This window comes from Myxococcus sp. CA005 (genome assembly GCF_006518205.1).
GTDB classification, from domain to species: domain Bacteria; phylum Myxococcota; class Myxococcia; order Myxococcales; family Myxococcaceae; genus Myxococcus; species Myxococcus xanthus.
This window is the reverse complement of record NZ_SRLV01000009.1, coordinates 92,365-119,088: the sequence shown is the minus strand read 5'-3', so window position 1 is coordinate 119,088 and position 26,724 is coordinate 92,365. Positions and strand designations below refer to the sequence as shown.

The 26,724-nt window shown below is 70.0% G+C and carries 30 protein-coding genes; 5 read left to right on the top strand and 25 right to left on the bottom strand.

The genetic code is table 11. The features are described 5' to 3' along the window. Positions 1–84: 84 nt before the first annotated feature. From FMQ63_RS06060 to plsX, 24 genes are all read right to left on the bottom strand, one after another. Positions 85–1,815 (bottom strand): putative ABC exporter domain-containing protein, encoded by a 1,731-nt coding sequence (locus FMQ63_RS06060; RefSeq protein WP_020478483.1) that lies wholly within the window; start codon positions 1,813–1,815, stop codon positions 85–87. Further along, the gene (locus FMQ63_RS06055; RefSeq protein ID WP_011554737.1) at positions 1,812–2,561 is read right to left on the bottom strand and encodes an ABC transporter ATP-binding protein; all 750 of its coding nucleotides are present in this window, start codon (positions 2,559–2,561) and stop codon (positions 1,812–1,814) included. Before FMQ63_RS06055 ends, FMQ63_RS06060 begins: the two co-directional genes overlap by 4 nt. A gap of 16 nt (positions 2,562–2,577) precedes the next feature. Then, positions 2,578–2,958, bottom strand: coding sequence for a response regulator (locus FMQ63_RS06050; RefSeq protein WP_011554738.1), 381 nt, complete (start codon positions 2,956–2,958; stop codon positions 2,578–2,580). Between the two features lie 41 nt (positions 2,959–2,999). Next, complete coding sequence (locus FMQ63_RS06045) at positions 3,000–4,037, bottom strand: chemotaxis response regulator protein-glutamate methylesterase (protein WP_011554739.1); 1,038 nt, start codon at positions 4,035–4,037, stop codon at positions 3,000–3,002. Next, entirely contained in the window at positions 4,034–4,906 is an 873-nt protein-coding gene (locus FMQ63_RS06040) for a protein-glutamate O-methyltransferase CheR (protein WP_011554740.1), read from the bottom strand. Before FMQ63_RS06040 ends, FMQ63_RS06045 begins: the two co-directional genes overlap by 4 nt. A 9-nt stretch (positions 4,907–4,915) precedes the next feature. Next, entirely contained in the window at positions 4,916–6,895 is a 1,980-nt protein-coding gene (locus tag FMQ63_RS06035) for a HEAT repeat domain-containing protein (RefSeq protein WP_011554741.1), read from the bottom strand. Then, the gene (locus FMQ63_RS06030; RefSeq protein ID WP_011554742.1) at positions 6,892–7,269 is read right to left on the bottom strand and encodes a hypothetical protein; all 378 of its coding nucleotides are present in this window, start codon (positions 7,267–7,269) and stop codon (positions 6,892–6,894) included. Before FMQ63_RS06030 ends, FMQ63_RS06035 begins: the two co-directional genes overlap by 4 nt. Before the next feature lie 21 nt (positions 7,270–7,290). Continuing rightward, on the bottom strand, positions 7,291–7,815 hold the full coding sequence (locus tag FMQ63_RS06025; RefSeq protein WP_011554743.1) for a chemotaxis protein CheW: 525 nt from the start codon (positions 7,813–7,815) through the stop codon (positions 7,291–7,293). Continuing rightward, complete coding sequence (locus FMQ63_RS06020) at positions 7,812–8,378, bottom strand: chemotaxis protein CheW (protein ID WP_011554744.1); 567 nt, start codon at positions 8,376–8,378, stop codon at positions 7,812–7,814. Before FMQ63_RS06020 ends, FMQ63_RS06025 begins: the two co-directional genes overlap by 4 nt. Before the next feature lie 43 nt (positions 8,379–8,421). Then, positions 8,422–11,010 (bottom strand): chemotaxis protein CheA, encoded by a 2,589-nt coding sequence (locus FMQ63_RS06015; RefSeq protein ID WP_011554745.1) that lies wholly within the window; start codon positions 11,008–11,010, stop codon positions 8,422–8,424. Continuing rightward, positions 11,007–11,381 (bottom strand): response regulator, encoded by a 375-nt coding sequence (locus FMQ63_RS06010; protein WP_011554746.1) that lies wholly within the window; start codon positions 11,379–11,381, stop codon positions 11,007–11,009. Before FMQ63_RS06010 ends, FMQ63_RS06015 begins: the two co-directional genes overlap by 4 nt. Positions 11,382–11,436: 55 nt before the next feature. Then, entirely contained in the window at positions 11,437–11,928 is a 492-nt protein-coding gene (locus FMQ63_RS06005) for a M17 family peptidase N-terminal domain-containing protein (protein ID WP_011554747.1), read from the bottom strand. Between the two features lie 30 nt (positions 11,929–11,958). Next, a complete protein-coding gene (gene nusB / locus FMQ63_RS06000) occupies positions 11,959–12,381 on the bottom strand; it encodes a transcription antitermination factor NusB (RefSeq protein ID WP_011554748.1) in 423 nt (140 codons plus the stop codon). A 3-nt stretch (positions 12,382–12,384) separates the two neighbouring features. Next, entirely contained in the window at positions 12,385–12,888 is a 504-nt protein-coding gene (gene ribH, locus FMQ63_RS05995; protein ID WP_011554749.1) for a 6,7-dimethyl-8-ribityllumazine synthase, read from the bottom strand. 40 nt (positions 12,889–12,928) lie between these two features. Beyond that, positions 12,929–13,591, bottom strand: a complete 663-nt coding sequence (locus FMQ63_RS05990) for a riboflavin synthase (protein WP_011554750.1) — start codon at positions 13,589–13,591, stop codon at positions 12,929–12,931. A 51-nt stretch (positions 13,592–13,642) separates the two neighbouring features. Continuing rightward, positions 13,643–14,806 carry a bifunctional diaminohydroxyphosphoribosylaminopyrimidine deaminase/5-amino-6-(5-phosphoribosylamino)uracil reductase RibD gene (gene ribD / locus FMQ63_RS05985; protein ID WP_011554751.1) on the bottom strand — a complete coding sequence of 388 codons (1,164 nt, stop codon included), beginning with the start codon at positions 14,804–14,806 and terminating at the stop codon, positions 13,643–13,645. A gap of 9 nt (positions 14,807–14,815) precedes the next feature. Further along, entirely contained in the window at positions 14,816–15,322 is a 507-nt protein-coding gene (gene nrdR, locus FMQ63_RS05980; protein WP_011554752.1) for a transcriptional regulator NrdR, read from the bottom strand. A gap of 21 nt (positions 15,323–15,343) precedes the next feature. Next, complete coding sequence (gene glyA, locus FMQ63_RS05975) at positions 15,344–16,600, bottom strand: serine hydroxymethyltransferase (RefSeq protein WP_011554753.1); 1,257 nt, start codon at positions 16,598–16,600, stop codon at positions 15,344–15,346. Positions 16,601–16,636: 36 nt separating this feature from the next. Further along, a complete protein-coding gene (gene rpiB / locus FMQ63_RS05970) occupies positions 16,637–17,080 on the bottom strand; it encodes a ribose 5-phosphate isomerase B (protein ID WP_011554754.1) in 444 nt (147 codons plus the stop codon). Positions 17,081–17,100: 20 nt separating this feature from the next. Next, positions 17,101–18,354: a beta-ketoacyl-ACP synthase II gene (gene fabF / locus FMQ63_RS05965; protein ID WP_011554755.1), complete on the bottom strand. Its 1,254-nt coding sequence runs from the start codon at positions 18,352–18,354 to the stop codon at positions 17,101–17,103. Between the two features lie 84 nt (positions 18,355–18,438). Then, on the bottom strand, positions 18,439–18,681 hold the full coding sequence (gene acpP / locus FMQ63_RS05960; protein WP_011554756.1) for an acyl carrier protein: 243 nt from the start codon (positions 18,679–18,681) through the stop codon (positions 18,439–18,441). 104 nt (positions 18,682–18,785) lie between these two features. Next, a complete protein-coding gene (fabG, locus tag FMQ63_RS05955; protein WP_011554757.1) occupies positions 18,786–19,535 on the bottom strand; it encodes a 3-oxoacyl-[acyl-carrier-protein] reductase in 750 nt (249 codons plus the stop codon). Further along, a complete protein-coding gene (gene fabD / locus FMQ63_RS05950) occupies positions 19,532–20,473 on the bottom strand; it encodes an ACP S-malonyltransferase (RefSeq protein ID WP_011554758.1) in 942 nt (313 codons plus the stop codon). The genes fabG and fabD overlap by 4 nt, the downstream gene beginning before the upstream one ends. 138 nt (positions 20,474–20,611) lie before the next feature. Beyond that, the gene (plsX, locus tag FMQ63_RS05945) at positions 20,612–21,673 is read right to left on the bottom strand and encodes a phosphate acyltransferase PlsX (RefSeq protein WP_011554759.1); all 1,062 of its coding nucleotides are present in this window, start codon (positions 21,671–21,673) and stop codon (positions 20,612–20,614) included. Positions 21,674–22,116: 443 nt separating this feature from the next. Between plsX and rpmF the strand changes: the two genes are divergently transcribed. After that, positions 22,117–22,305 (top strand): 50S ribosomal protein L32, encoded by a 189-nt coding sequence (gene rpmF, locus FMQ63_RS05940; RefSeq protein WP_011554760.1) that lies wholly within the window; start codon positions 22,117–22,119, stop codon positions 22,303–22,305. A gap of 132 nt (positions 22,306–22,437) precedes the next feature. On the opposite strand, the gene FMQ63_RS05935 is transcribed toward rpmF, so the two are convergent. Beyond that, entirely contained in the window at positions 22,438–23,040 is a 603-nt protein-coding gene (locus FMQ63_RS05935) for a DUF177 domain-containing protein (protein WP_011554761.1), read from the bottom strand. Positions 23,041–23,203: 163 nt separating this feature from the next. Here FMQ63_RS05935 and FMQ63_RS05930 point away from each other — a divergent pair, with 163 nt between their 5' ends. The 4 genes from FMQ63_RS05930 to FMQ63_RS05915 are packed head-to-tail and all read left to right on the top strand — an operon-like array spanning position 23,204 to position 26,723. Then, complete coding sequence (locus FMQ63_RS05930) at positions 23,204–24,139, top strand: lipopolysaccharide assembly protein LapB (RefSeq protein WP_011554762.1); 936 nt, start codon at positions 23,204–23,206, stop codon at positions 24,137–24,139. Further along, on the top strand, positions 24,136–24,639 hold the full coding sequence (locus FMQ63_RS05925; RefSeq protein ID WP_011554763.1) for a hypothetical protein: 504 nt from the start codon (positions 24,136–24,138) through the stop codon (positions 24,637–24,639). Before FMQ63_RS05930 ends, FMQ63_RS05925 begins: the two co-directional genes overlap by 4 nt. 25 nt (positions 24,640–24,664) lie before the next feature. Then, positions 24,665–25,345 (top strand): response regulator, encoded by a 681-nt coding sequence (locus FMQ63_RS05920; protein ID WP_011554764.1) that lies wholly within the window; start codon positions 24,665–24,667, stop codon positions 25,343–25,345. Positions 25,346–25,358: 13 nt separating this feature from the next. Beyond that, on the top strand, positions 25,359–26,723 hold the full coding sequence (locus FMQ63_RS05915; protein WP_011554765.1) for a cell wall metabolism sensor histidine kinase WalK: 1,365 nt from the start codon (positions 25,359–25,361) through the stop codon (positions 26,721–26,723). The last annotated feature ends 1 nt before the right edge of the window (position 26,724 follow it).

Genomic DNA, 26,724 nt, shown 5'->3' with positions numbered 1-26,724 from the left:
CCTCCCGGAAACGGCCCGGATAATCCGCGCCCAGGAGCCCCACCACCGCAAAGCACGCGCACGTCCAGGAGCGAACGGGACGACCTATTCTGGCCGGTCCTCGGAGACATCCAGACGCTCGAAGGCGTGGCCCAGCGCCATGACGCCCAGCCACACCTCTCCCACCAACACCCCCGCCGCGACGAAGCCCGCCACGGGCAGGGCCCAGGGGCCCAACAGCGTCGACACAGGGAGGCCCACCACGAGCGCCACCAGCCCCGCGGGAATCAACCCCACCAGCATCACCACCAGCGTGCCCACGACGGCCAGCAGGCGCTGGCCCATCGCCTCGATGCCGCGTGCCCGCTCGCCTGTGTCTGCCGGTACCCACGAGGGAAAGAGGACCACCGCCGCGTTCTGCACGAAGAGGCCCGACAGCGACACGGCCGGAAGCAGGAACGCCAGCGCCAGCCCTCCGGGCCACCACCAGCCGCCCAGGCGCGAGGCCTCCACGCCGGGCCCCAGGACGAGCGCCACGGCCAACAGCGCGAGCTGGAACGAGGCCAGTGCCAGCGAGGATGCCGCCAACTGAGCGCGCACCACCTGCCGCCCTGTCAGTGGCATGGCGCGCAGCAGGTCCAGCTTGGGCAGGTCCATCCGCAGGTCCATGCGGAACGCGCTCGGCCCCACCACCGTCAGCATCACCGACAACGCCAGCGCCACCGGCCCGAGCACCCGCCGCGTGTCCGTGAACAGACGCGTGTCGCCCATCATCGCCGCGATGGCACCGCCCAGGATGATGAAGGCGAGGAACACCGCGAACCCGCCCCCCATCCGCTTGCGCGCAATCAGGTTCTTCCAGATGAGTGCCACCTCCGGTCGGCCTCGAGGCAGCAGCCGGAATGGAGGGCGGCTCAACGTGAGCGAGCCCACCCGCGTCATCCGCCCCGAGGCCCGCAGCATGCGCTCCCGTGAGCGGGACTCCGCGCGCACCACCGCCGTCTCCTCGAACGGAACTTCGGCCCAGAGCACCCAGCCGTAGTGCGCCGCCATCAGCGCCAACGCCGGTGGCAGGGCCCACAGGAAGTCGCCCACGCTCTGCGCCAGCGCGGGCGCCACCAGCAGCCGGCCCGGCCACAACACGGCCGCCACGCCGGGTGACACCGTCAGCGCCTGCAACCACCCGCGAAGCGCGCGGCCTGACGACAGGTCCTCGGGTACCGGGTGCTCTCGCAGCGAGGTGAACACCGCCAGCGCCACGAGCGCCAGGACACCACCCACCGCGCCCCAGCGGACCACCTGGCCCCAGAGGCCCCATGCCGACAGCCGCGTGCGCACGAAGGACGCCGCCGTCGAGTGCAGATAGAGCGTGCCCAGGGCCAGACACGCCCCCACGAAGAAGAGGGCGGGATGCGGGCTGATGGTCCTCCCAAGGAACAGCGTGGCGAACAGCGCGCCCAGCGACGTGCCCAGGAGCCCGCGCACCAGCTTGTATTGCAGCAGGGCCCTACGAGAAACGGGCGCGGGGAAGAGTTGCACCACCTCCGTCTCCGAGAAGGTCAGCGACGGCCGGTCCCGGCCCAGCGCCCACGCGGCGAACAATGTCCCCAGCGCGGAGCCGACCAGCGACAACTCGGCGAACAACCGCACACCTTCGGGCACCGTGCCCGCCGACCCACGGAAGTCCAAACGCCGGAAGAAGACGGAATAGAGATACGCCGCGCCTACCAGCACGCCCAGGAGGTAGCGCGGCTTGCGCAGCCGCTCCAACTGCCGCCGGATGCGATTGCGCCAGGTCGCGGCCCAGAGGAAGGCCACCGCGCGAGGGAAGCTCACGGCGCCTGGGTTCCCGAGCTGGTGATTCGGACGAAGAGCTCTTCCAGCGAGGCGTGCTCCCCTTCCGCGCCACTCAGTCGCGCGCGGATGTCTTCCAGGCTGCCCAGCGCCATGGCCTTGCCGCCCGCGATGACGAGCAGCCGGTGGCACAACTCCTCCACCAGCGGCAGCAGATGCGAGGACAACACCAGGGCCGCGCCCTCCTCCGCCCGGCGCCGCAGCGACGCCTTCATCCGCCGAATGCCGATGGGGTCCAGGCCGGTGAGTGGCTCGTCCAGGAGGATGAGCTTTGGCGAATGCAGGAAGCCACAGGCGATGGACAGCTTCTGCTTCATGCCTCGCGACAGCTCGCCCGGCAGGGACTTCTCCTTGCCCGTCAGCTCCATCTCCTCCAGCAGCGCGCGGCCCCGCTCCTCCCAGTCCTCCACGCCGTAGAGCCGCGCCGTGAAGTTCAGGTGCTCCCACACCGTGAGGTATTCAAAGAAGCGCGGCTCGTCCGGCAGGAAGGCCAGCGCGCGCTTCGCGTCCACCGGCGTCCGCGACAAGTCATATCCCGCGACCAGGATGCGGCCCGAGCTGGGCGGCAGGATGCCCGCCAGGCACCGCAACGTGGACGTCTTCCCCGCGCCGTTGGGCCCCACCAACCCGAGCACCTCGCCGGGCGCCACCTCGAAGGTGAGCCCCTGCACGGCCTTCACCTCGCCGTACGCCTTCTCCAGGCCCTCCACCCGCAGGACGGAATCCATTCGTGCGCGCTCGCCTTCAGTCCAGCTTCAGCAGGTCCCGAACGGTATCCAGCACGACCTTCGCCTGCACGGGTTTCACCAGGTACGCGCTCGCGCCCAGCTTCATCGCGCGCTCCCGGTCCGCCGCCGCACCCTCCGTGGTGACGACGATGATGGGGACGTTCCGGTACTCGGTCGCCTGCCGGATGTGGCTGATGAGCTTCAGCCCGTCCATCAGCGGCATGTTGATGTCCGTGAGCACCAGGTCGAAGCGGCCCTGCGTCAGCTTCTTCAAGCCCTCGGCGCCGTCCTGGGCCTCGGTACACACCACGCCGGACAGGCGCTGCAACGCGTACATGATGCTGCGCCGCATGGCCTGCGAGTCATCCACCACCAAGGCTCGAATCTGCTGCGTCATGGGCCGGGGACGTTAGCACCCGTGCGCCAGGGGCCGGAGTTTCAGCGCCGCCGCCGCGCCAGGGCCGCGAGCGCCGGGCCGATGTCACCCAGTGGAATCACCCGCTTCACCGCCCCGGTGGCGATGGCCTCCCCCGGCATGCCGAACACCACCGAGGTCTCCTCCGACTGCGCCCAGACCTCGCCGCCAGCGCGGTGCACCGCGCGCGCGCCCTCCGCACCGTCGGCGCCCATGCCCGTGAGCACCACCCCCAGGGCCTTGGCGCCGAGCACCTGCGCCATGCTGACGAAGAGGCGGTCCACACAGGGCGCGTACTTGTCCACGGGCGTGGGCGGCGGCGTTTGCAGCTCCAGCCGGGAGCCCCGCTCGGCCACCACCATGTGCCGCCCGCCTGGAGCGATGTACACGTGCCCGGGCTGTACCAGGTCTCCGTCACGAGCCTCCGTCACCGAGAAGGGGCCGATGCGGTCCAACCGGTCCGCGAAGGCGCGGGTGAACTGCGGCGGCATGTGCTGGCAGACCAACACGCACGGCGTGGGCTCCACGGCGAGTCCCTCCAGCACCCGCTGCACCGCGGGGGGGCCCCCCGTGGAGGCGCCCACGGCCACCACCAGTGGCGGCTCGCCCGCCACCGCCATGGCGCGAGCCCCTGGCGCCGCGTGCCGGTAACCGGGGCGCACGTGCCGCGCCGCCCGGACCTTCTCCAGCAGCTCCACCCGAAGCGCCTCCATGGCCTCGAACGTCGGGTGCTGCGGCTTGGCGATGAAGTCGAATGCCCCCAACTCCAGCGCCTTGAAGACATCCGAGCGGTGCGAATAGCTGGAGATGACGATGACGGGCGTGGGCGCCGTGCGCATGAGCAGGCGGAGGAATGTGTACCCGCCGAGCTTCGGCATCTCCAGGTCCAGCGTCACCACGTCGGGCTTCAGGTCCACGACCTTCTTCAGCCCCTCTTCGCCATCCGCCGCGCGGTCCACCACTCGCACGTCCGGCTCCGACTCCAACATCGTGGAGAGGGTCCGCCGGTTGTGGGCAGAGTCGTCGATGACCAGTACGGAGATGACGCCCTTGCTGCTCATCGACGCGCTCCTTCGTCCAGCTCCGGCCTCCGGTACACCAGGTCCCCGCGCAGGTGAACGAACTCGAAGTCCGAGCCCAGGTTCAGCAGGTTCTCTGAGTGTCCCAGCAGCAGGTACCCCCCTGGCACCAGCCGGTCCCGAACGATGCGCAGGAACTTCCGGCGTGCCGCCAGGTCGAAGTAGATGAGCACGTTGCGGCAGAACACCACGTCCATGCGTGGCACCAGTTGGCTACCCACCTCGTCCAGCAGGTTGTGGTGGCCAAACGACACCCAGGCGCGCACTTCGTCCCGGACGCGCACGCGGCTGTTGCCCAGCGAAACGAAGTGGCGTTCCAGCAATTCCGGCGAGGTGGCACGCAGCGCGGAAGGCCCGTACTCCGCTCGCCGCGCCATGGCCAACACGCGCCGGGAGATGTCCGTGCCCAGGACTTCCACGTCCCAGTCGTCGAAGCGGCGGCTGTCCTTGAGGAGCATCGCCAGCGTGTAGGCCTCCTCCCCGGACGAGCACCCCGCGGACCACACCCGCAGGCGCCGCAACCGCGCGTTGCGCTGCCCCACCACCGGGAGCAGTTCGTCCGTGAAGGCCTTGAGCTGCGTGGGCTCGCGGAAGAAGTACGTCTCGTGAGTGGTGAGGGATTCGACGGCCGCCTCCAACTCGGCGTGCCGGTTGGCGTCGTAGCGTAGGTAGCGGTGGTACGCGCCGTAGTCTGGCAGCCCCAGCAACTCCAGCCGGGGCCACAGCCGGCGCTCCATCACGAACTTCATGTCCTCGTGCACCAGGATGCCGCAGTGCGAATACACGTGGTCCCGGAGGAGACGGAACTCCTCCGCTGACATCTCCGGACGTCCGTCGTCGAAGCGCGCCATGAAGCCCTCTCAGCGCCGGAGCAGGCGCTCCACGGCATCGGAGAGGGCTCGCAGCGCCAGGGCGTCCGACTCCGCCTCCAGCGCCTCCCGGGCGGCGGACAGACACTCCGGCCCCGCCGAATCGCCCAGCACTCGCGCCGCCGCCGCGCGGACATCCCAGCGCGCATGACGCAGCAGGGACAGCGCCATCGTCACCCCGGCCGACGACTCCGCCCCCGCCACCAGCGCCGCCTTCACCACCTCCACGTCCGGATGCCCCGCGGCCTCCCGCAACACCCCTGGGCCCGCCGCTCCCATCCGCGCCAGGGCCCGCACCGCGGCCACCGCCAGCGCGCCATCCGCATCCCGCGTCAGGGCCACCAGGTCCGGCACCCGGTCCAACGCGCCGCAGTCCCCCGCCGCCTCCACCGCGGCCACCCGCACGGAGGGGTCCTCGTCCCTCAGGACCGGAGACAGCAGCGCGCCCGCGTCAGGCCCACCCAGTCGCGCCAGGGCCCGCGTGCCCGCGATGCGCACCGGCACGGACTCATCCGCGAGCGCCGCGCGCACCAACTCCCGACCGACGTCGCCATCCAGCTCACACGCCGCCACCACCGCCGCCGCCCGCCACCGAGGGTCCTCGTCCCGCGCCAGCCGCTTCAACGTGGGCAGGGCCGGCACTCCGCCCACGCGGGCCAGGGCGGCGACCGCCGCGGGCGTGGCCCTGCGCGCCACCGCGTCCTCCAGCGCCTCCAGCACCGCCGGCCGACACGACTCCGCCAGCCCGGCCAGGGAGCGCATCGCCGCGCCCGCGAGGGATGGCTCTTCCAGCAGGGCGACGAGCGGCGACACCGCCGAGGCCGCGCCTGTCCGCCCCAAGGCACGCACCACCACCGCGCGAAGCTCGTCCTCCACCCACTCCAGCAACGCGCACAGCGGCGCCACCGCCGAGGCGTCGACCAGGTCCACCAGCGCTTCGGCCGCGGCGGCCCGCGCCGGCAGGGACAAGTCCGGCAGGCGATGAAGCAAGATGTACCCGCCGTCCGGCCCCAACCTGCCCAGCGTGCGCAGGACCTCGCGCAGCAGCCGCGCCTCGCGCGCACACTCCGCCACGGGCACGGCCAGCGAAGCATCGCCCAGCGAGGCCACCGCCACCAGCGTGCCCGCGCACACCATGACGTCCTCGGACGCCAGCGCCGCAGTCAATCGCGGCGTCATACCGGGCAGGGGCAAGAGGGCCTTCCGCACCACCGCTTCGAGCTCCCCGCGCCGCGCGCCTGCGGAACGCGCGGCCTGGGTCCCCAGCGCGGACAGCGCCGCCTCTCGCACCGAGCGCAACTCCGACGTGAGCCCCTGGCAGATGCGCACCGTCGCGTCCGCCTCCGGAAGGAGGCCCAGCATCCGGTAGGCGCTCCGCTGAAGCCGAGGGTCCTCCAGCAAGGCCTTCACCACCGGCAGGGGCGCCGCATGCTGAAGCAGCGTCAACCCTTCCAGGGCGGACAGGCGAAGCAGCGGCTCCGGCTCGGCCAGCAGCGTCTCCAGCGCGGTGACGGCCTGCGCGCCGCCAATGCGTCCCAGCGCCTCCGCCGCGGACACACGCACGTTGAGGTCCGCGTCCGAGAGCGAACGCACCAGGGGGCCCTCCGCCTCGCGCTGCCCCAACTGCCCAAGGATGTCCGCGGCGAACTTGCGTTGGTCCGGGTCCGGATGGGCCAGCAGGTCCACCAACGGGCCCAACGCAACACTGCCCAACCCCGCGAGCGCCTCCGCCGCCGCGTTCCGAGCCCCCGTCTCCCCTCGCTCCCCCAGCACGGAGATAAGCCGGGCCGCGAGCTCGCTCGAGGCGGGCATCCGCTTGAGGGCCTCCGCCGCGACGTGGCGCACGCGCCAGCTCTCGTCATGCAAGCCGACGATGAGAATCTCCAGAACGCCCGCGGTGCACGGGTCCAGCGACTGGAGTGCGAGGTAGCGCGCCTCTTCCTCGACCGGGGGCTCGGAGTGGGGGTTCATGTGTCGAAGACCTGGTCAGACCCTGGCTGGAGGTAGAACCAGAGGGCGTAGGCCCCCAGGGCCGTGCCCAGGGGAACATTGGGAATGGCGAGGATGCCCAGCACCAGTGTCAGCGTCCTCGACCACGCTTTGCGGTAGAGCAACCCGAAGCCGGTGATGACACCCGGCAACCCCAGCAGCGCCAGGCACCCGCCCACGCCCATGCCCACGGCAACAATCAGCGCCCGTTCCTCGGGCTTCGCGCTCGGCAACATCCCGCCCATCGCCCCGAAGAACAGCATCACTCCCACGGCGATGAGCACCGACAGCCCGTTGATGACGATGAAGAGGATGCCGAGGATTCGACGGTGCTGCTCCAGTCCTTGATGGCCCATCTCAATCCCCCATGTGTGCGCCTACGTCGTGTTCCTTGAAGACTCGCGCTCCAACTCCACGCGCAGCAATGCCTTGAGGTCCAGCAGCAGCCGGAGCCGGTCCGGTGGTCCACAGACACCGACGACAAAGGGCGTGTGTCCCGCCACCCTCAGCGCGGGCGCGGGCTTGATGTCGCCGCGCCGCACGCGCAGCACCTCCGCCACCCGGTCCACCTTCACCGCCACGCGCCGCGTGCCCAGCTTGCAGACCAGCAGCCGCGTCTTCGGTGTCTCCGGCCCCGGCGAGCCCAGGAGCCGGCACCGCAGGTCCACCACCGGCAGGATGAGGCCGCGCAGATGGAGCACACCCTCCACGAACGCCGGAGCGTGGGGGATGGGGGTGATGCGCTGGAGCGGGAGGATTTCCTCCACCCGCATGATGTCCAGCACGTACTCCTCCGCGCCGATGAAGAAGGCACAGAGTTGCACCACCGTGTCCGCGGCCGAGGACACTTCATCCGGGACCACGTGGGGACGCCGCGACAGCAGGTTGACGGAGTCCTTCATGGGGCGAGCGCCTGTTCCGCGTCCAAGAGGATGTAGAGCATGGGGCCACGCCGGCCCATGCCCACCACGCAATCCCTGTCACCCACGCGCAACCCCGGTGGCGGTGCCTCCAGCATGGACGGCTTGAGCTTCACCACGCCCACCACGCCATCCACCCACACCCCCGCGGGCCCCGTCTCCGTGCGCAGCACGAGGATGCGAGCACTCCGGGGCGGCGCCGGCGCGTCGGGCCCGGCGACCAGGGGCGCCCGCTCCGCCAGCCGCAGCCGCACCTTGACGTCGTACACGGGCAGCAGCTCACCGCGCAGGTTCATCACCCCCAGGAGCTGAGGCTCGGCGCGGGGAATCTCCGTCAACGGCGGGACCTTGGAGATTTCACGCACCCCCCGGATGGGGACCGCGTAGCACTCCCCTTCCAGGCGGAAGGCCAGGTACTCCTCGGGCACCTCTTCGGGGGCCGAGGGCAATACGCCGTCGCTGCCCGCCGCGAAGTCCTGGAGCCCGGAGACGTCCTCGTCAGGACGGTAGAAGAAGTCGTCGAGCAGTTCCGAGAACCGGGACACAGCGACGCAGGATAGCAGCCGGCGCGCCCGTCCGCAGCGAGGGTCAGGCGCGACGCCGCTCCACGGCCATGCCCTCTTCCAGGAGCGCCGCCACGTCCAGCACCAGGACGGTGCGCCGGTTGCCCAGTTCGGTGGCGCCGGAGATGCCCCGGACGGACTGGAGCCGGCCCCCCAGGGGCTTGGTGACGATGTCCTGCTGACCGTGCAATTCGTCCACGGCGATGCCCAAGCGCTCCTGGGCCAGGCCCACCACCACCACGAAGTGGCGGCTCACCGGACGCTCCGGCAAGGCGAACATGCGAGACAGCCGCACGAAGGGCAACGTCTGTCCGCGCAGGTCCAGGACCTCGCGCCGCTCCACGGTGCGGATTTCCTTGGGCTGGACGGAGATGATTTCCAGCACGCTGTTGAGCGGCACCGCGTAGGTGCGGCCACTGACGCCCACCAGCAGCGCGCGAATGATGGCCAGCGTGACGGGGAGCGTGAGGTGAAAGGCGGTGCCCTTTCCGCGCTCGCTCCACACGTCGATGATGCCCGACAGGTTGCCCAGGTTGTTCTTCACCACATCCAGGCCGACGCCCCGGCCTGAGAGCTCGGACACGCTGCGGGCGGTGGAGAAGCCGGGCTGGAAGATGAGGTTGAGCAGCTCCCTCCGGCTCATCTCCTGGGCCTGCGCGAAGGTGATGAGGCCGCGCGTGATGGCCACCTCGCGAACGCGCACCTCGTCGATGCCGGAGCCGTCGTCACTCACCTCGATGACGACGTGGTTGCCCTTCTGCTCGGCGCGCAGGCCCACCACCGCGCGCCGGGGCTTGCCTGCGGCCAGACGGGCGTCGGGGGATTCGACGCCGTGGTCGATGGCGTTGCGGATGAGGTGCATCAGCGGGTCGCTGAGTTCCTCGACGATGAGCTTGTCCAGCTCCACCTCACCGCCGCTGATGGCGAGCTCGATTTCCTTGCCCGCCTCGCGGGTGATGCGTCGCACCAGCCGTGCCAGCTTGTCGAACACCTGGCCGACGGGGACCATCCGCGCTTCCAGGAGGCCTTCCTGAAGGGCTTCCAGCTTGCGCTCCAGGCCTCGCGTTTCGCGCGCCAGCTCCTGGCCGAATAGCTTGGAGAGCGCCACCGCGCCGTCCTGCCTCGCGGACTCCGCGAGCCGCTGGAGATTGGCCTTGATGAGCAGCAGCTCGCCCACCATGTTGATGAGGCCATCCAGGCGACCGATGTCCACCCGCACGGTCTGCGTCAGGGAGCGCAGCGACGTGTCCGCCGTCAGCGCCGCAGGGGTGCTCACGGGGGCGCCGGCCGGTGCCGCTGGGGCTACCGAGAGGCCCTTGGGTGATGCCTTGGCGGCGCCCTGGAGGTAGGCGACGACGGGCACGCTGGAGGGTCCGGGCACGGGAGTCAGTGAAGGCGAGCCGCTGGCATTGGCAGGCACGTCGGCGTCCGACGTGGGCCATTCCAGGGGCCCGGGCTCCGTGTCTTCCGGTACGTGCGAAAGGAGCGGCTGCTGCGCCTCGGGAGACATCGCGGCGGGCGTCGCGCGCACACCCTTCTTCTTTCCGCCGCCCTTGGGCGACGTCGAATGCCCTGCCGCGGGCGCATCCTTGGCGTCCGCGGACGTGCCTCGGCTTGCGGCGCCTCGGGAGCCGCGCGAGGGCGTTGCTCCCTTCCGCGACGCCTCTGGGGCCGTATCCGTCACGCGGACGGGTGCATCAGGTGCCGCGAGGCCCCCTGCCACTGCGTCCTGAGCAGTGCTTGCGTCCCCATCGTGCGTCGCCGCGTCTCCAGTCCGCGTCTCGGACTTCGCGCCCCCGGACGCGCGAATCGTCGCGGCGGGTTGCGCGGCCTGAAGCAGCGCGCTCGTCGCAGCCGCCGCGGCCGGGCGCACCGTCAACGCGGACAGCTCCGCGGGCGTTCCCTCCAGTCCCGTCTCCAGGGACACACGGTCGACCTGCGCACCGAAAATCAGGTCGAACGCGATGCCATGCGCGCCACCCGGCTGCGCGGACGGCAACGTGCTGATGACCTCGCCCAGCGGCTTGAGCCTCGCGTTGAGCTCCGCCAGTCCCTTGTCGAAGTCGGACAAATCAAAGGCGGCCCGCACGCGCCACAGCGACACACCCCGCCGCACGTTCTCCCGCAGCCGGTGTTCCTCATACTCCGTGAAGACGGAGCGGACCTGCGCCTCCAGCTCCAACCGGTCCAGCGGGTCGTCCGCGGCAACCTCCGCCGGAGCGCCCATCGACGCCATCCGCGCGGCCATCGCCTCCACGCGGGCGGACAGGCTTTCGCTCTCCGCGCCGCGAGCGGCCTCGCCCAGCAGCGCCTGGAACGCATCCAGCGCTTCAATCAGCGCATCCAGGACCGCGCCGTCCAGCAGCAGCTTCCCCAGCCGAAGCCTGTCGAGCAGGTCCTCCGTCCCATGCGCCAGCCGGGAGATGCGCTCCTGGCCGAACAGCCCGGACAGCCCCTTGAGCGAATGCGCCGCGCGGAAGATGCCATTGACCAGGTCCGGGTCCGCCTCGGAGCCCCGGCGCTCGTCGAGCACGAGCAGGTCCCTGGCCAGGGCGTCGAGAATCTCCGTCGCCTCGGCCACGAACTCGGCCAGCGCCTTGCTTCCCGGACTCACGGCAGCTTCAGGTAGCGCCGCAGGAGCGCTTCCAGGCTCCCGGGGAGGAAGGGCTTGACCAGATACTCCGCGGCGCCCAGCGCGAGCCCGCGCTCGCGGTCCTGATCGCGCCCCTCCGTGGTGATGATGAAGAGCGGCACTTCGCGGTAGTTGGGGTTCTTCTTGACGAAGTTGATGAGCTCCAGCCCGTTGATGTCAGGCATGTTGATGTCGGTGATGATGAGCTCGAAGCGGTGACGCGGCAGCAGCTTCAGGGCCTCGAAGCCGCTCGAGGTCACCACCACCTCGACCCCCTCCACGGCCTCGACCATCGCGGCGATGTACTCGCGCGATGCTTTCGAGTCCTCGACAATCAACACCTTGACACGCATGTGCGCTCGCCCCGGGCGAGACATGCTAGCAGAAGGCCCGCCCGCCCGCCGAGCGTCAGCCCTTGCGTGCAGGCAGCGACTTGACGAGTCCCTTGTCCGCCAGGACGGCCACCCGTTCGCCCTTGAACGCGGGCAGAAAGCCCTTCTGGAAAGCCGCGGCCCGCGCGGCGTCCTCCACCTGGCCACCGGCGGGCACTTCCAGCGCCACGGACTCCACCCGGGCCTTGGACAGCACCCTTCCCGCTTCAGCCATCGCGTCGTTCAACGTAACCGCGTCCAGTCGCTGACGCGCGCCCAGCCCCACGACGAAGATGCGGGGCACCGCCAGCTTCCCGTCCGAGGGCAGCAACAGCCAGTCATCCTTCGCGCCCGTGAAGAAGCCGGCCTTGAGCACCCGCGAGAGCGAGCCACACAGCCGCCAGTCCACGAAGCCCGCGGAGGACGGCAGGGGCCGGTCATCCTCGGCGATGAAGAGGCAGAGCGCGTCCACCCCGCCGAGCGTGTCCAGGCCCTCCAATCCGATGTCGTGCGTCGTCGTCTGGCTCACGGCGCGTCCCTCGCGGCTGGCGTCAGCGGCTCACGGCTTGTTCAAGGCGACCGCGACGCGGTCCAGGAGCCCGTTGACGAACGCGCTCGATTCTTCATTGCCGAAGTTCTTGCCCAGCTCCACCGCCTCGTTGATGGACACCTTGCGGGGGATGTCCGGGCGGTACTTCAGCTCGAAAATGCCCAGTCGCAGCACGTTCCGGTCGATGCGCGACATGCGGTCCAGGCGCCAGTTGTGGCTGTGCCGCTCAATGAGCTGGTCGATTTCGTCCCGGTGGGACTGCACACCTTCCACCAGTTCCCGGGCGAACTTCACCGCGTCCGGGTCCCGCTTGTTGCTCTCCTCGGCGGCCGACCAGGCTGACTCCAGCGCCTCCGCCGTCGTCGCGGTGGCCATCTCCAACTGGTAGAGCGCCTGCAGCGCACGCTCACGTCCCGTTCTTCGCGCGCCCATGGCCTACGCCTTCCTTCCGTCCGTCGCTGACATCTTCGCGTACAGATTGACCATCTCGATGCAGGCCAGTGTGGCCTCCGCTCCCTTGTTCCCAGCCTTCACGCCCGCCCGGTCGATGGCCTGTTCCACCGTGTCCGTCGTCAGCACGCCAAAAGTCACCGTCTTGGCGGGGGTGGCGGCCGCGGCCTCGAAGGCCACCGCGCCAATGCCCTTGGCGCACTCGCCGGCCACATAGTCGAAGTGCGGCGTGCCGCCCCGGATGACGGCGCCCAGGGTGATGACGCCCACGTACTGCCGCGTCTCGGTCACGCGCCGAACCAGACCGGGCAGCTCATAGGTTCCGGGGCAGCGGTACACGTCGATGTCCGCGTCGGCCACGCCGTGGCGCACCAGCGTGTCCACGGCGCCCTTGGCCAGCTCCTCGGTGATGAAGCCGTTGAAGCGGGCCACGCAGATGGCGAAGCGGCCCTTGGGGGGTAGAAAGTCACCGTCGAAGTAGCGAGGCATGCCGCGCTTCCTACACCACCCCGGGGCCCGGCGTCGCCTGCTACGGCGTGCCAAACCCCGCAGCCGCGATGGCCGCCGCCGTCAGCCCGCCACGTCCCCCGGGGGCCCCCTGGCCCCGCTGGAGCGCGAACAGCCGCGCCACGTACTTCCCTATCTGGTCCGCCTCCAGGTTCACCTTCGACCCCACGCCCCGCGCCTTCAAGGTGGTGCGCTCCTGCGTCTCCGGGATGAGCTGCACCCGGAACCGGTCCGCCTCCACGGTGTTGACGGTGAGGCTGATGCCGTCGATGGCCACCGAGCCCTTCTCGATGAAGTACGGCGCCAGTTCCTCCGGCAGCCGGAACCCCATCACCCAGGAGCCACCCTCCGGGTACGTCTCCAGCACCTCACTGACGGCGTCCACGTGGCCAGAGACCAGGTGCCCGCCCAGCCGGTCACCCAGCGCCAGGGCCCGCTCCAGGTTCACCTGGTCTCCGGGCTTCACGGAGCCCAGCGTCGTCCGGCGCAGCGTCTCCGGCGCGGCCTGCACGCGGAAGCTGTCACCGGTGCGCTCCACCACCGTGAGGCAGGCGCCGTTGACGGCAATCGACTCGCCCAGCTCGAAGGCCGCCGCGCCCAGCGAGGTGTGAATCCACAGGTCGGTCATCCCGCCGGGAATGACGCGCTCCACCCTGCCAAGGTCCTGAATGAGGCCGGTAAACATGGGGCCGCTTATAACGGACCGGCCCCGCCTGCGCCCACGGCCGCTCGTGTCCTACAACAGCGCCTGGAGCAGGATGTCGTCGCCATGGCGTTCGAAGGCGAGGTCCTTCACCGCCAGGGCCTGGGCCATCTCCTTCACCCCCAGGTCGCCGGCCCACGACAGGCCCGGGCTGCCAATCAGCTTGGGCGCCAGGAACAGCGCCAGCGAATCCGCCAGGCGCCCACGCAGGAAGGAGCCGTACATCTCCGCGCCGCCCTCCACCATGACGTGGTTGTGGCCGCCCTTCGCCAGCCGCCGCAGCAGGGCCTTGAGGTCCACCTGTCCCGCCTTCTCGCGGAGCTGCCAGACGTCCACACCCTGGGCCAGGAAGCGCCGCGCCTTGCGGCCCTCCGGATCCTCCAGCGTGGCCACCACGGTGCGCGCGGCGCTGCGCTGCGTGAAGATGGTGTAGCCCGGGGAAAGGCGCAGGTGGCTGTCCACCACCACGCGCAGCGGGTCCTTCCCGCCGCCTCCGGGCAGCCGCGTGGTCAGCTTCGGGTCGTCCTTCCGGACAGTGTTGGCGCCCACCAGGATGACGTCCACCGAGTCCCGCAGCCGGTGGACCCAGGCGCGCGCCGGCGCCCCCGTCACCCAGCGCGAGTCACCAGTCGCGGTGGCCAGCTTCCCGTCCAGCGTCACCGCCGCCTTGAGCGTCACCCAGGGCAGGCCCGTGCGGATCATCTTGAAGAAGGGCCGGTTGAGGCGGTCCGCATCCTCCGCGAGCACGCCCGTGAGGACCTTGAGGCCGGCGCGCCGCATCCGCGACACGCCCTTGCCGCTCACCTTCGGGTTGGGGTCCGCCGACGCGCAGATGACGCGCCGGACGCCCGCCTCGATGATGGCCATGCTGCACGGCGGGGTACGCCCGTAGTGGTCGCACGGCTCCAGCGTGGTGTAGAGGTCCGCGCCCTTGGCGCGCGCACCGGCGGCCTCCAGCGCGACGACCTCCGCGTGCGCGCTGCCCGCCTTCTTGTGGTAGCCGCGGGCGATGATGCGCCCGCCCTTCACCAGCACCGCGCCCACGACGGGGTTGGGGCTGGTGCGGCCCAGGCCCTTGGCGGCTTCCTCCAGCGCGATGCGCATGAAGAACTCAGCCACCGCCCGGTCGAAGTCCGCCGCTCGCTTCGCCCGGGGCGCCCGTGTCGCTTCCAACCTTGCCCGTGTCAACAGCCGCATGTGCTTTCTCTAACCGCCCTTGTCCACCGGTGCCGAGGGAGGCGCCTGGCGCTGCTCGCGCGCCTCCGCCTCGCGCAGGGCCTTCAGCTCGTCCATGAACTCCGCGATGTCGCGGAAGCTGCGGTACACGGACGCGAAGCGGACATAGGCCACCTCGTCCAGCTGCCGCAGCCGGCGCATGATCTCCTCGCCGATGACGGACGAGGGCACTTCCTTCTCGCCCATGCCCTGCAGCTGCCGCTCGATGGCGACCACCGTCTCCTCGAGCTGATCCGCGGACACGGGCCGCTTCTCACACGCCTTCTTCAGCCCGTTGACGATCTTCTCCCGGTCGAACGCCTCGCGCCGCCCGTCCTTCTTCACGATGAGCGGGTAGAGCTCCTCCACCCGCTCATACGTGGTGAAGCGGCGCTTGCAGGTCAGGCACTCGCGGCGCCGCCGGATGACGGAGCCCTCGTGTGACTCACGGGAGTCGATGACCTTGTTCTCGGCGTCCTGACAGAAGGGGCAGCGCATGGAAGGGTACGGCTCGCCAATCTACTTCAACCGCGAGGCGTAGAGCGGGAACCCCTGCGAAAGCTCCTTCACCTGCCCCTTGATGCGGGCCAGCGCGGCGTCGTCCTGCGCGGCGTCCAGCGCCTCGCCGATGAGCCGCCCCACCACCGCCATCTCCGCCTCGCGCATGCCGCGCGTGGTGATGGCCGGCGTGCCCACCCGGACACCGGACGTGGTCATCGGCTTCTCCGGGTCAAACGGAATCATGTTCTTGTTCACGGTGATTCCGGCCTTGTCCAGCACCTCTTCGGCCACCTTGCCCGTGAGCTTCTTGGGGCGCAGGTCCACCAGCATCAGGTGGTTGTCCGTGCCGCCGGACGTCAGCCGCAGGCCCGCGCGCTGGAGCGCCTCCGCCAGCGCCTTCGCGTTGGCGACAATCTGCCGCTGGTACGCCTTGAACTCCGGCGACAGCGCCTCCTTGAAGGCCACCGCCTTGCCGGCGATGACGTGCATCAGCGGGCCGCCCTGGATGCCGGGGAAGATCTGACTGTTGATGGCCTTGGCGTAGGGCTCGCGGCTCAGCACCAGGCCGCCACGCGGACCGCGCAGCGTCTTGTGCGTGGTGCTGGTGACGATGTCCGCCACCGGCACCGGCGAAGGGTGCACGCCCGCCGCCACCAGGCCGGCGATGTGCGCCATGTCCACCAGCATCGCCGCGCCCACCGCGTCGGCGATCTCGCGGAACTTCGCGAAGTCCAGCGTGCGCGGGTACGCACTGGCGCCCACGACGATGACCTTCGGCTTGTGCTCCTTGGCCAGCGACTCCACCTGCGCGAAGTCGATGGTCTCCGTGTCACGCGTCAGGCCGTAGTGGACGACCTTGTAGAGCTTGCCGGAGAAGTTGAACGTGGCGCCGTGGGTGAGGTGGCCGCCGGAGTTGAGGTCCAGCGACAGCATGGTGTCGCCCGGCTTCATCAGCGCCATGAAGGCGCCCATGTTGGCCTGGCTGCCGGAGTGCGCCTGCACGTTGACCGCGTCCGCGCCGAACAGGTCCTTGGCGCGGGCGATGGCCAGGTTCTCCGCGACGTCCACCACCTCGCAGCCGCCGTAGTAGCGCTTGCCGGGGTAGCCTTCCGCGTACTTGTTGGTGAGCACCGAGCCCACCGCCTCCATCACCGCCGGAGAGACGAAGTTCTCCGAAGCGATGAGCTCCAGCCCTTCCTCCTGGCGCTGGGTCTCCTCGCGGAGGACGCGGGCAATCTCCGGGTCCACTTCGGCCAGCGTACGGATGTTCTCCATGGCGGACTCCCTCGAACGACGGGTACGGCGGGGCCGTTAGCCCTGGGACTCGGCCTCGCGAATCATCTGGACGCGCCGCTCGTGGCGGCCGCCTTCGAAAGCAGTGCTGAGGAACGCCTCCAGGATGGCGCGGCCCACGCCGGCCCCCACCACGCGCTGGCCCAGGCACAGCACGTTGGCGTCATTGTGGGCCCGAGCCATCCGGGCCTCGAACTCCGTGGTGCACAGGGCCGCCCGGATGCCCTTGTGCTTGTTGGCGACGATGCTCATGCCAATGCCGGTGCCACACACCAGCACGCCCAGGGTGGCCTCCCCGGACGTCACGGCGCGGGACACCCGCGCGGCGAAGTCCGGGTAGTCCACCGAGTCCCGCGTGACGGGACCCACGTCTTCGTGGGCCACGCCCCGCGCGGTGAGCGCGGCCACCAGCTCCTGCCGGAGCTCCAGTCCCGCGTGGTCTGAAGCGAGGATGACTTTCACGCGGGTTTCTCCTGAGACAGCTAGAAGCGCTTGAACACCAGCACGGCGTTGGTGCCGCCGAAGCCAAACGAGTTGCTCATCACCGCGTCCACCCGGGCCTCACGCGCCTGGTTGGGCACGTAGTCCAGGTCGCAGTCCGGATCAGGCGTCGTCTGGTTGATGGTGGGCGGCAGGATGTTGCGCGCCAGCGCCAGCGCGCTGACCACGCCCTCGAAGCCGCCCGCCGCGCCGAGCATGTGGCCCGTCATCGACTTGGTCGACGACACGGCGATCTTCCGCGCGTGGTCGCCGAACACCGTCTTGATGGCCTTCGTCTCATTCGCGTCGTTGAACGGCGTCGAGGTGCCGTGAGCGTTGATGTAGCCCACGTCCTCCGGGTTCATCCCCGCGGACTGGAGCGCCAGCCGCATGCAGCGCGCCGCGCCCTCGCCTTCCGGCGCCGGCTGGGTGACGTGGTACGCGTCCGAGTTGGCACCGTACCCCACCACCTCCGCGAGGATGTTGGCGCCGCGCTTCTTCGCGGCCTCCATCTCCTCCAGCACCAGGATGCCCGCGCCCTCGCCCATGACGAAGCCGTCACGGTCCTTGTCGAAGGGACGGCTGGCCCCGGCCGGATCATCATTGCGTGTGGACAGCGCCTTCATCACCGAGAAGCCACCCAGCCCCAACGGGGTGATGGCCGCCTCGGCGCCGCCGGCGATGACCGCGTCCGTCTCACCCAGGCGGATGGACTTCCAGGCCTCGCCAATGGCGTGGGCACTGGTGGCACACGCGGACACCGGCGCCCAGTTCGGCCCCTTGCAGTTGTACCGCATGGAGATGAGGCCCGGCGCCATGTTGATGATCATCTGGATGATGAAGAAGGGCGACAACCGGTCGAACCCCTTCTCCAACCCCTTGCGGTGCTGCTCTTCCAGCGAAGAGATACCGCCGATGCCCGAGCCGACGATGACGCCGACCTTCTCCGGGATGTAGCCGTGCGGAGCATCCGGGCCAATGGGAATGCCCGACTCCGTCACGGCCATCTGCGCGGCGGCCAACGCGAACTGCGCATACAGGTCCATCCGGCGCACTTCGCGCTTTTCGATGAACGCCTCGGGCTCGAAGTCCTTCACCTCGCCCGCGATGCGCGTGTCGATTTTGCCAACGTCAAAGCGCGTGACCTGGGCAATACCCGACTTGCCGGCGATCAACGCCTGCCAGTTCTTCTCGGTTCCGGTTCCCAGAGCCGAAACAAGCCCGGTTCCGGTGACGACGACTCGACGTTGTGACACGGTCCTCTCCGGTGGCGCCTGGGACACCGGGGACGCCGCGCATCACGCGGCGCCGCCCCGCACCCCGGCACGCCGTGGTGCTACCTACTTCTTGTGGGTGTTGATGTAGCTGACGGCGTCGTTGACGGTCTTGATGTTCTCCGCCTCTTCGTCGGGAATCTCGACCTCGAACTCCTCTTCCATCGCCATGACGAGCTCCACGATGTCGAGGCTGTCCGCGCCGAGGTCCTCGATGAAGGAGGACTCCGGCTTGATCTCATCCTCTCCGACACCGAGCTGGTCGGCGATGATGGACTTGACCTTGGCCTCAATGGTTGACGTCGACATAAGTGTAGAACCCTCCAGGAACCAGATGTGGCCCGGCTGGCTTCCCGGACCATGTCGAAAGCGGGCGCGGTATATCCCACGCCCGGCGGCAATCCAACCGTGGGTTACATGTACATTCCGCCGTTGACCTTCAGGACCTCGCCGGTGATGTAGGACGCGGCGTCCCCCGCCAGGAAGAGCACGGCGCCGGCGACCTCCTCCGGATTGCCCAACCGACCCAGGGGGATGCCCTCCAGCATCTTCTGGCGCATCTCGTCATTGATCTGATGCGTCATGTCCGTCCCGATGAAGCCGGGGGACACGGCGTTGACGCGGATGTTCCGGCTGGACAGCTCGCGCGCCACGGACTTGGTCAGGCCGATGAGCCCCGCCTTGGACGCCGAGTAGGCCGCCTGACCGCCGTTGCCCATCTCCCCCACCACGGAGGTGATGTTGATGATGGCGCCGCCCTTCTGCTTCATCATGGGCCGGCTGACGGCGCGGATGAGCGAGAAGGCGCCCTTGAGGTTGGTGTCCAACTGCTTGTCCCAGTCCTCGTCCTTCACCCGCATCACCAGGCCGTCCACCGCGACGCCCGCGTTGTTGACGAGCACGTCCAGCCGGCCGTGGCCCTTGACGATGCCGTCCACGGCGCTGGCGCAGGCGGCGCTGTCGGACACGTCGAAGCGGATGGCCTCCGCCTTGGCGCCCTCCGCCTGGAGCAGGGCCACCGTCTCCTGGGCCGCCGCCTCGTTGCCCGCATAGCTGATGACCACGGTGGAGGCCCCCGCCTTGGCGAAGGCCACCGCGCACGCCCGGCCGATGCCGCGCGAGCCACCCGTCACGAGCACGACCTTGTCCTTGAAGCCGCTCATGCTGCCACCCCCAGTGCCGCGAGCGCCTTGTCCAGGCTCGCGGAGTCCTCGACGTTGAACAGCTCGATGTCCTTGGTGATGCGCTTGACCAGGCCCACCAGCACCTTGCCCGGCCCCAGCTCGATGATGCGGGTGACGCCTTCGGCCTTCAGCGCCTCCACGCACTCAATCCAGCGCACCGGCGAGCTCACCTGCTCCAGGAGCAGCGGCACCACCCGCGACGCGTCCGCGTTGGGACGGGCCTCCACGTTGGTCACCACCGGCACGGACGGCGCGGACACCTGGATGCCGCCCAGCACCTCCGCCAGCCGGGGCTGCACCGGCGCCATCAGCGCGCAGTGGAAGGGGGCGGATACCGGCAGGGGCATCACGCGCTTGGCGCCGGCCTCCTTGCACTTCACCCCGGCGCGCTCCACGGCCGCCGCGTCACCGGCGATGACCGTCTGCTCGGGCGAGTTGTAGTTCGCCGGCGACACCACCTGCCCCTCGGCCGCCGCGTCACAGGCCGCCTTCACCTTCTCCGGAACCAGGCCCAGCACCGCGGCCATGGCGCCCACGCCCGCGGGCACCGCCTCCTGCATGAAGGTGCCGCGCGCGCGCACCACCCGGACCGCGTCGCCCAGGTCCATGGCGCCCGCCGCCACCAGCGCCGAGTACTCGCCCAGCGAGTGCCCCGCCACGAAGGACGGCGCCGGTCCCCGCTTCGCGAACACCGCGTGCGCCGCCAGCGACACCGTGAGGATGGCCGGCTGGGTGTTGGCCGTGAGCTTCAGCGCCTCGTCCGGGCCCTCGAAACAGAGGGTGGAGAGCTTCTCCCCCAGGGCGGCATCAACCGCGTCGAACACGGCCCGGGCCTCGGGGAACTTCTCATACAGGTCCTTGCCCATCCCCACGGCCTGGCTGCCTTGCCCGGGGAACACGAACGCGACCTTCGACATGCGGACTCTGCCTCCTCTTCAGCGGCCGGGGCCGCAGGCTGGACGCCCTGTTGCCGTACCTGACCAGGTTGAGCCAGCAATTTCCGCGAGGCGCCCCGCCACCAGCCCGAGGCGGCCTGCACGCTCCGGGCGAAGGCTCTAATCGGAAACGCCCGCGTCTGTCGCTCTTTTTCCCTTCGGATGGGTCGGAAGCCACGCCGCCGCGCGCCCAATGCAACGCGTCAACTCCGCCTGCACGCCCCCCTCCGCCATGGCCAGCGCCGCGCCCAGCGCGTTGAAGAGGGCCCGGGGCGTGGAGCGCCCATGCGCGACGATGCCCACCCCCTGGATGCCCAGCAGGGGCGCCCCGCCGTACTCGGCGTAGTCCACCACCCGGCGAAGCCCGGCCAGCGCGGGCTGGAGCAGCATCGCCCCCACCTTCTCCGCCAGCCCGCCGCGCCGTTCGATGGCCTGACGCAGCATGCCAATGACGCCCATGCCCACGCCCTCGGATGTCTTCAGGACGACGTTTCCGGTGAACCCGTCCGTCACCACCACCTGCACCTCGCCGGAGAAGAGGTCCTTGCCCTCCACGTAACCCACGAAGTCCAGATCCGAGCGCCGCAGCAGCCCACTGGCCTCCCGGGTGAGCGGCGTCCCCTTGGAGGACTCCTCTCCATTGGAGAGCACGGCCACCCGGGGCCGGGCCACGCCCATGCGCGCGCGCACGTAGGCCTCCCCCATGACGGCGAACTGGGCCAGGTGCGTCGGCTTGCAGTCCACGTTGGCGCCCGCATCCAGGAGCAGGCACCGGCCGCCGCCCTTCAGCGCGGGAAAGAGCGCGGCGATGGCGGGACGCTCCACGCCCGGCAGCCGTCCCAGCGTGAGCAGGCCCCCGGCCATGACGGCGCCAGAGTTGCCCGCTGAGACGAGCGCCTCCGCCCGGCCGTCCCGCACCAGTTCGAAGCCCACCCGGAGGGAGGAGTCCCGCTTGCGGCGGAAGGCGGTCGAGGCGTGCTCGTCCATCTCCACGACTTCAGAGGCGTGGTGGACCTGGAGGTTGGACGGAGGCCGCAGCTTGCCCAGCAGGGGCGCCACCTTCGCCTCGTCCCCCACCAGGAGCACCTCATGGCCGGGGTGGGCCCGCGCGAAGAGCACCCCACCCTCCACGGGGGCGGCGGGCGCGTGATCGCCGCCCATGGCATCCAGCACCAGCCTCATCCCCACCCTCTCCTTGCCCGCCCGGCGTCCGGCCGGCTGTCGGTGTCCGTATCCCACCCGCCGGGGGGCGGGCGGCGCGCAGCACAGCAGGAACCCTGCAGGGGGGCAACGACTGGCTGATACGCCCTGGAGCACGGCCGGAAGAATGGCGACCGCGCCATGGGCGTTGTCACCGGGCACCGTCCGAGATAGACGGTGCCCGGGAGATAACGGGCCCTCCCGCGTTGCCGCATTGACTCGGGGGCTTCGAGCCGCTAGGGTCCGCCGCCTTCCGAAGCCGGACATGGAGTACGGGAGCCTTCGTGCGACCGCCCCAGACCGGTTTCGAGCAGAGAGTGTTGCGCAGGGAGCCGGGGACCCCGGCACAGCGCGAAAGACATTGGACTCAACCGGTCCGGACCGGCGCGAACGCTCCGGGTCGGGGTCGAATATAGAGGTGAGCCGTGGGTGTCCCCAAGAAGCGTACTTCGAAGATGCGTCGCGACCGCCGCCGTGCGGCCAACAACAACCTGCGGAGCGCCGTGCAGGTGACCAAGTGCCCGAACTGCAAGGAGCCGGTGATGCCTCACCGCGCCTGCACGTCCTGTGGCCAGTACAAGGGCCGTGAAGTGGTCGCTCAGGCCGAGGCCTGACACACAGTCACATACAGCGCCCTTCCCGGGCGCTGCGAAACACGACGGGCCGCGTCTCCATCCAGTGGAGGCCGCGGCCCTTGTCGTTTCAGGGCCCCCTCTCACGAGGTGGCCCTGCACTCCAGGCTCACTTCAGTTGTTGAGCTTGATGTTCTTCAGCGGCGCCAGCCGCGGGTCCACGGGCCGGGTCTCACAGGTGCAGGCGACCTCGTTGCGGTTCGCGCCGCACTGCGAGCACAGGCCCTTGCAGTCGTCCCGGCACACGGCGTTCATCGGCAGGGCCAGCAGGAGCTGCTCCCGGACGATGGGGTCCAGGTTGATGGTCTTCCCGTCGAAGAGCTCCTGATCCACGTCGTCCAGTTCGAAGGAGCCGCCAGACTCACCCTGGCTGCGCTCCTTCTTCTCCATGGCCTTCTCGTCGTCATCCTTGAAGTCGTCGCCCCGAGCCAGGGACTCCGGCACCAGGTTGAGCGTGAACTCCACGGGGACCTTCATGGCCACGTCGGCGAGGCAGCGCTTACAGGGGCTGGTGACGTCCACCGTGAAGCGCCCCTCCAGCAGCACGCCGCCGCTCAGCTTGCGCAGCGACGCCTTCAACGTCGCCGGGGCCGTGGCCCGGAATCCGGTATCCTCGCCGGAGGCAGCGCCTCCCAGCGTCTCACCGAGCAGCTCGAGATTGACGGGCTCCTCGAGCTTCAGCCCTGCGTCCTTGATTTGATCAACCTTTACGAGCATTTACGCTACTTCCAGGCCAAAAGGGGCGCGCAACATAGAGGGTGGCCCCTCCAGCGTCAACACGCCCTCGTGCAACACCGCCACGAAGATGTCACCGCTCCGTCACCCCCGATGGGCCGGCCTTCGTGGATTCTCTCGATAACGTTTTGATAGGTTCGAATCGATGCACGCACATGGCTGGCGGTTGCGCGGGTGGGCCCTCATCCTGGTGCTGGGCCTGGGTGCCCGACCGGGCTGGAGCCGGCCCCTCTTCCCTGAGCCTGTTCTCTCGCAGCTCGGCCCGGCCAGCCCGGCCATCACCGAGGCCCGCGAGCAGTTCGACCAGGGCGAATTCGAAGACGCACGTCGCACCATCCTGGAAGGCCTGGATGCGCCGGACCTGACGGATGATCAGTTGGTGGAGATGTACCGCCTGCTGGGCCTCACGGCCCTCTACCTGGGGGACGAGCCCCAGGCGCGCGACGCCTACGAGAAGCTGCTCCAGGCCCGGCCGGACTACGAGCTCCCCCGCAGCTCCCCGCCCAAGCTGCGCGCCCTCTACGCGCGCATCCGCGAGGACATCAAGAGCCGGCGCGTCCGCCCCGTCACCCTGGACGTGGACCCCATCCCTGATCCGCCGGGTGGCGAGCCCGTCGTCGTGGAGGCCGCCATCCAGGACCTGGCGCTGGGCGCCCGCGCGCGCCTCTTCTACCGGCGCGCCGGTGACGAGGCCTACAGCTCGGTGGACTTCGCACGTGAGCGAGGCCCCGACGGCCGCCCCCGCGAGCGCTACCGCGCGGTGCTGCCGGCCTATGAAGTGCCCACCGAGGCCGAGGCCTACGAGATGGAGTACTACTTCGAGGTCGCGGACGCGGCGCAGCGCCGGCTCGCGGGCCGGGGAGACTCCTTCCAGCCGCTCATCTTCCAGGTGGCGCCCCGGGCCGTGCGCGCCGGCGCCGCCGCCGACCCGTCCTCCCGTCCCTGGTACAAGAGCCCCTGGCTCTGGGTGGGCGTGGGCGCGGTGGCCATTGGCGCCACCGCCGGCATCGTGGCGCTGACCTCCGGCGAAGAGCGGGGCCGCGTTCCCATCACCATCCGCGTGGAGCCCCCCGCCCCATGAGCCTGCGCCTCCTGTCCCCACTGTTGCTGCTCGGCCTTGGCGCGTGCGGCCCTGACGCCGAGCCCGCGGGTCGCTTTCCGCTCGCCCTGACGATGGAGCGCGCGGTGGCCAACGACGTCCAGGCGCTACAGGTGGCCGTGGTGTCACGGGGCTCCAGCCGCAGTTGCACCGAGATTCAGCGCACGTGCCTGGGCACCCAGGTGCGGCGTGACGACCTGGTGGTGCTGAAGGACGCCCAGGGGCGCGAGGGCAGGGCCCTCCGCTTCCCAGTGGACCTGGCGACCCTCCAGTCGGGAGGAAGCCTGGAGCTGGCGGTGGACGTGCCGGTGGGCCGAGATTACGCGCTCGTCATCGAGGCGATCACCACGGGGACCCCGCCCGGCTTCCTGGGGAGTTCGTGCAACTACCTCCGTGAGGTCAACGCGGGCGACAACGCCCCGGTGATTGCCGCGCCCCTGACGCTGACCGGTGGAGATTGCAATCCGTCCATCGCGCCCTGAGCGCGGAGGGACTCGAGAGGGCTTCATGTCGCGCATCCTGATTATCGAGGACGAGCAGGACCTGGCAGGTCTCGTCGACTACAACCTGCGGGCCGCGGGCTTCGAGACGGAGACGGCCAGCACCGGCGCGAGCGGGCTCGCCAAGGCGCGCGCGCATCCGCCAGACCTGGTGCTGCTGGACCTGATGCTGCCGGACGTGGCGGGCAGCGAGGTGCTGCGCATGCTCAAGGCGGACACCGAGCTGCGCAAGGCGTCCGTCATCATCGTCAGCGCGAAGGGCCAGGAGTCCGACCGGGTGCAGGGCCTGGAGCTGGGCGCGGACGACTACGTGGTGAAGCCCTTCTCCGTCCGCGAGCTCCTTCTGCGCGTCAAGGCCGTGCTGCGCCGCGCGGACGCGGAGGACGGCCCCTCCGCGGTGCTCGCCTCCGGCGACATCAGCCTGGACACCACCCGCCACCAGGTGCGTGTGAAGGGCGAGGAAGTGCTCCTCACCGCGCTGGAGTTCCGCCTGCTGCGCACGCTGCTGGAGCGCTCGGACCGGGTGCAGACGCGCGAGGTGCTGCTGTCGGACGTCTGGGGCATCCAGGCGGAGATCCACACCCGCACCGTGGACACGCACATCAAGCGGCTGCGCGAGAAGCTGGGCCCCGCCGGGGACATCATCGAGACGGTGCGCGGCGTGGGCTACAAGCTCAGCCCTCCGTGAGGCCGCCCCGCCCATGCCCCTGCGCGCCACACTCCTTCCGCTCCTGCTGCCCGCCGTCGTCGTCGCGACGCTCGTCGCCCTCCTCGACGGGCCGAAGGAGGTCTTCGCCGCGGCGCTCGTCGCGCTCGCCGGCTCCCTCATGTCCCTGGGCGTGAGCCGCGGAACGATGCAGCGGCAGCTCGACCTGCTGGCCCGCCACACCCGGGAGCGCGCCGAGGGCGGCGCCTCCACCGCCGCGCCTGGCGTCCCTGAGCGGCTGGACGAGGTGGCCGGGCTCGAAGGCGCCATCGACTCGCTGCACGCCCAGCTGTCCGCGCGCAACGCGGCGCTCACCCAGGAGGCGCGCACCCTCACCGCCGTGCTCGACGGCATGACAGAAGGCGTCTGGGTGACGGACGCAGAGGGCACGGTGGTGCGCCACAACGACGCGCTCCGCCCCCTGCTGGCGTCCACGAACAGCCCGCTCACCGGCCAGCGCCCCCTGGCCCTCATCCGGAACGAGGCGCTGCACGACGCCGTGATGCGCGCCTGCCGGGAGAGCGCATCCAGCCACCTGGAGCTCACGCTGGACGGCCACTTCCCGCGCACGCTCTCCATCCGGGTGACGCCGCTGGCCAAGGATTTGCCGGGCAGCGCCGCCGTCTTCCACGACGTCACCGAGCTGCGCCGGCTGGAGAAGGTGCGCAAGGACTTCGTGGCCAACGTGTCGCACGAGCTGCGCACGCCCATCACCGCCATCCGCGGCTACGCGGAGACGCTCCAGGGCGGCGCCCTCAATGACCCCGTCATGGCGCCGAAGATGGTGGAAATCATCCACCGCCAGTCCGAACGCCTGTCCGAACTGGTGGAGGACCTGCTGGAGCTGTCCCGCCTGGAGTCGCGCGAGGTGAGCCTGAAGCTCGCCCGCGTCACCCTGGCCGACGCCGCCGCCCGCGCCGCCGACACCGTGCGCCCCAAGGCCGGGGGCAAGGGCCAGGTGGTTTCACTCCACGTCCCTCAAGACCTACTCGCAGTGGGGGACCCCCGTGCCGTGGAGCAGGTGCTGCTCAACCTGCTGGACAACGCGGTGAAGTACACGCCCGCGGGTGGCCGGGTGGATGTTTACGGTGAGTACGAGCAAGGCCGCTGCGTGGTGCGGGTGAAGGACACCGGGGTGGGCATCGAGGCCAAGCACCAGTCGCGCATCTTCGAGCGCTTCTACCGGGTGGACAAGGGCCGCAGCCGGGACATGGGGGGTACCGGACTGGGGCTCGCCATCGTCAAGCACCTGCTGCAGGCCATGGACGGCGAGGTCAAGGTGGAGAGCGAACCCAACGGGGGGAGCACCTTCACCATTTTTCTGCCCCTGGCGGCTTCATCGAGCGCGGCGACAGGGTAGG

Coding starts and splice junctions, on each gene's coding strand:
- FMQ63_RS06050 (WP_011554738.1), bottom strand. CDS start 2,958: ATGACGCAGCAGATTCGAGCCTTGGTGGTGGATGACTCGCAGGCCATG.
- ribD (WP_011554751.1), bottom strand. CDS start 14,806: ATGCGGCTGTTGACACGGGCAAGGTTGGAAGCGACACGGGCGCCCCGG.
- FMQ63_RS06025 (WP_011554743.1), bottom strand. CDS start 7,815: ATGAAGGACTCCGTCAACCTGCTGTCGCGGCGTCCCCACGTGGTCCCG.
- acpP (WP_011554756.1), bottom strand. CDS start 18,681: ATGTCGACGTCAACCATTGAGGCCAAGGTCAAGTCCATCATCGCCGAC.
- FMQ63_RS05930 (WP_011554762.1), top strand. CDS start 23,204: ATGCACGCACATGGCTGGCGGTTGCGCGGGTGGGCCCTCATCCTGGTG.
- FMQ63_RS06045 (WP_011554739.1), bottom strand. CDS start 4,037: ATGAGCAGCAAGGGCGTCATCTCCGTACTGGTCATCGACGACTCTGCC.
- nrdR (WP_011554752.1), bottom strand. CDS start 15,322: ATGCGCTGCCCCTTCTGTCAGGACGCCGAGAACAAGGTCATCGACTCC.
- FMQ63_RS05925 (WP_011554763.1), top strand. CDS start 24,136: ATGAGCCTGCGCCTCCTGTCCCCACTGTTGCTGCTCGGCCTTGGCGCG.
- FMQ63_RS05915 (WP_011554765.1), top strand. CDS start 25,359: ATGCCCCTGCGCGCCACACTCCTTCCGCTCCTGCTGCCCGCCGTCGTC.
- fabD (WP_011554758.1), bottom strand. CDS start 20,473: ATGTCGAAGGTCGCGTTCGTGTTCCCCGGGCAAGGCAGCCAGGCCGTG.
- glyA (WP_011554753.1), bottom strand. CDS start 16,600: ATGGAGAACATCCGTACGCTGGCCGAAGTGGACCCGGAGATTGCCCGC.
- plsX (WP_011554759.1), bottom strand. CDS start 21,673: ATGAGGCTGGTGCTGGATGCCATGGGCGGCGATCACGCGCCCGCCGCC.
- fabG (WP_011554757.1), bottom strand. CDS start 19,535: ATGAGCGGCTTCAAGGACAAGGTCGTGCTCGTGACGGGTGGCTCGCGC.
- FMQ63_RS05935 (WP_011554761.1), bottom strand. CDS start 23,040: ATGCTCGTAAAGGTTGATCAAATCAAGGACGCAGGGCTGAAGCTCGAG.
- nusB (WP_011554748.1), bottom strand. CDS start 12,381: ATGGGCGCGCGAAGAACGGGACGTGAGCGTGCGCTGCAGGCGCTCTAC.
- FMQ63_RS06055 (WP_011554737.1), bottom strand. CDS start 2,561: ATGGATTCCGTCCTGCGGGTGGAGGGCCTGGAGAAGGCGTACGGCGAG.
- FMQ63_RS06010 (WP_011554746.1), bottom strand. CDS start 11,381: ATGCGTGTCAAGGTGTTGATTGTCGAGGACTCGAAAGCATCGCGCGAG.
- ribH (WP_011554749.1), bottom strand. CDS start 12,888: ATGCCTCGCTACTTCGACGGTGACTTTCTACCCCCCAAGGGCCGCTTC.
- FMQ63_RS05990 (WP_011554750.1), bottom strand. CDS start 13,591: ATGTTTACCGGCCTCATTCAGGACCTTGGCAGGGTGGAGCGCGTCATT.
- FMQ63_RS05920 (WP_011554764.1), top strand. CDS start 24,665: ATGTCGCGCATCCTGATTATCGAGGACGAGCAGGACCTGGCAGGTCTC.
- FMQ63_RS06030 (WP_011554742.1), bottom strand. CDS start 7,269: ATGGGCCATCAAGGACTGGAGCAGCACCGTCGAATCCTCGGCATCCTC.
- FMQ63_RS06040 (WP_011554740.1), bottom strand. CDS start 4,906: ATGGCGCGCTTCGACGACGGACGTCCGGAGATGTCAGCGGAGGAGTTC.
- FMQ63_RS06035 (WP_011554741.1), bottom strand. CDS start 6,895: ATGAACCCCCACTCCGAGCCCCCGGTCGAGGAAGAGGCGCGCTACCTC.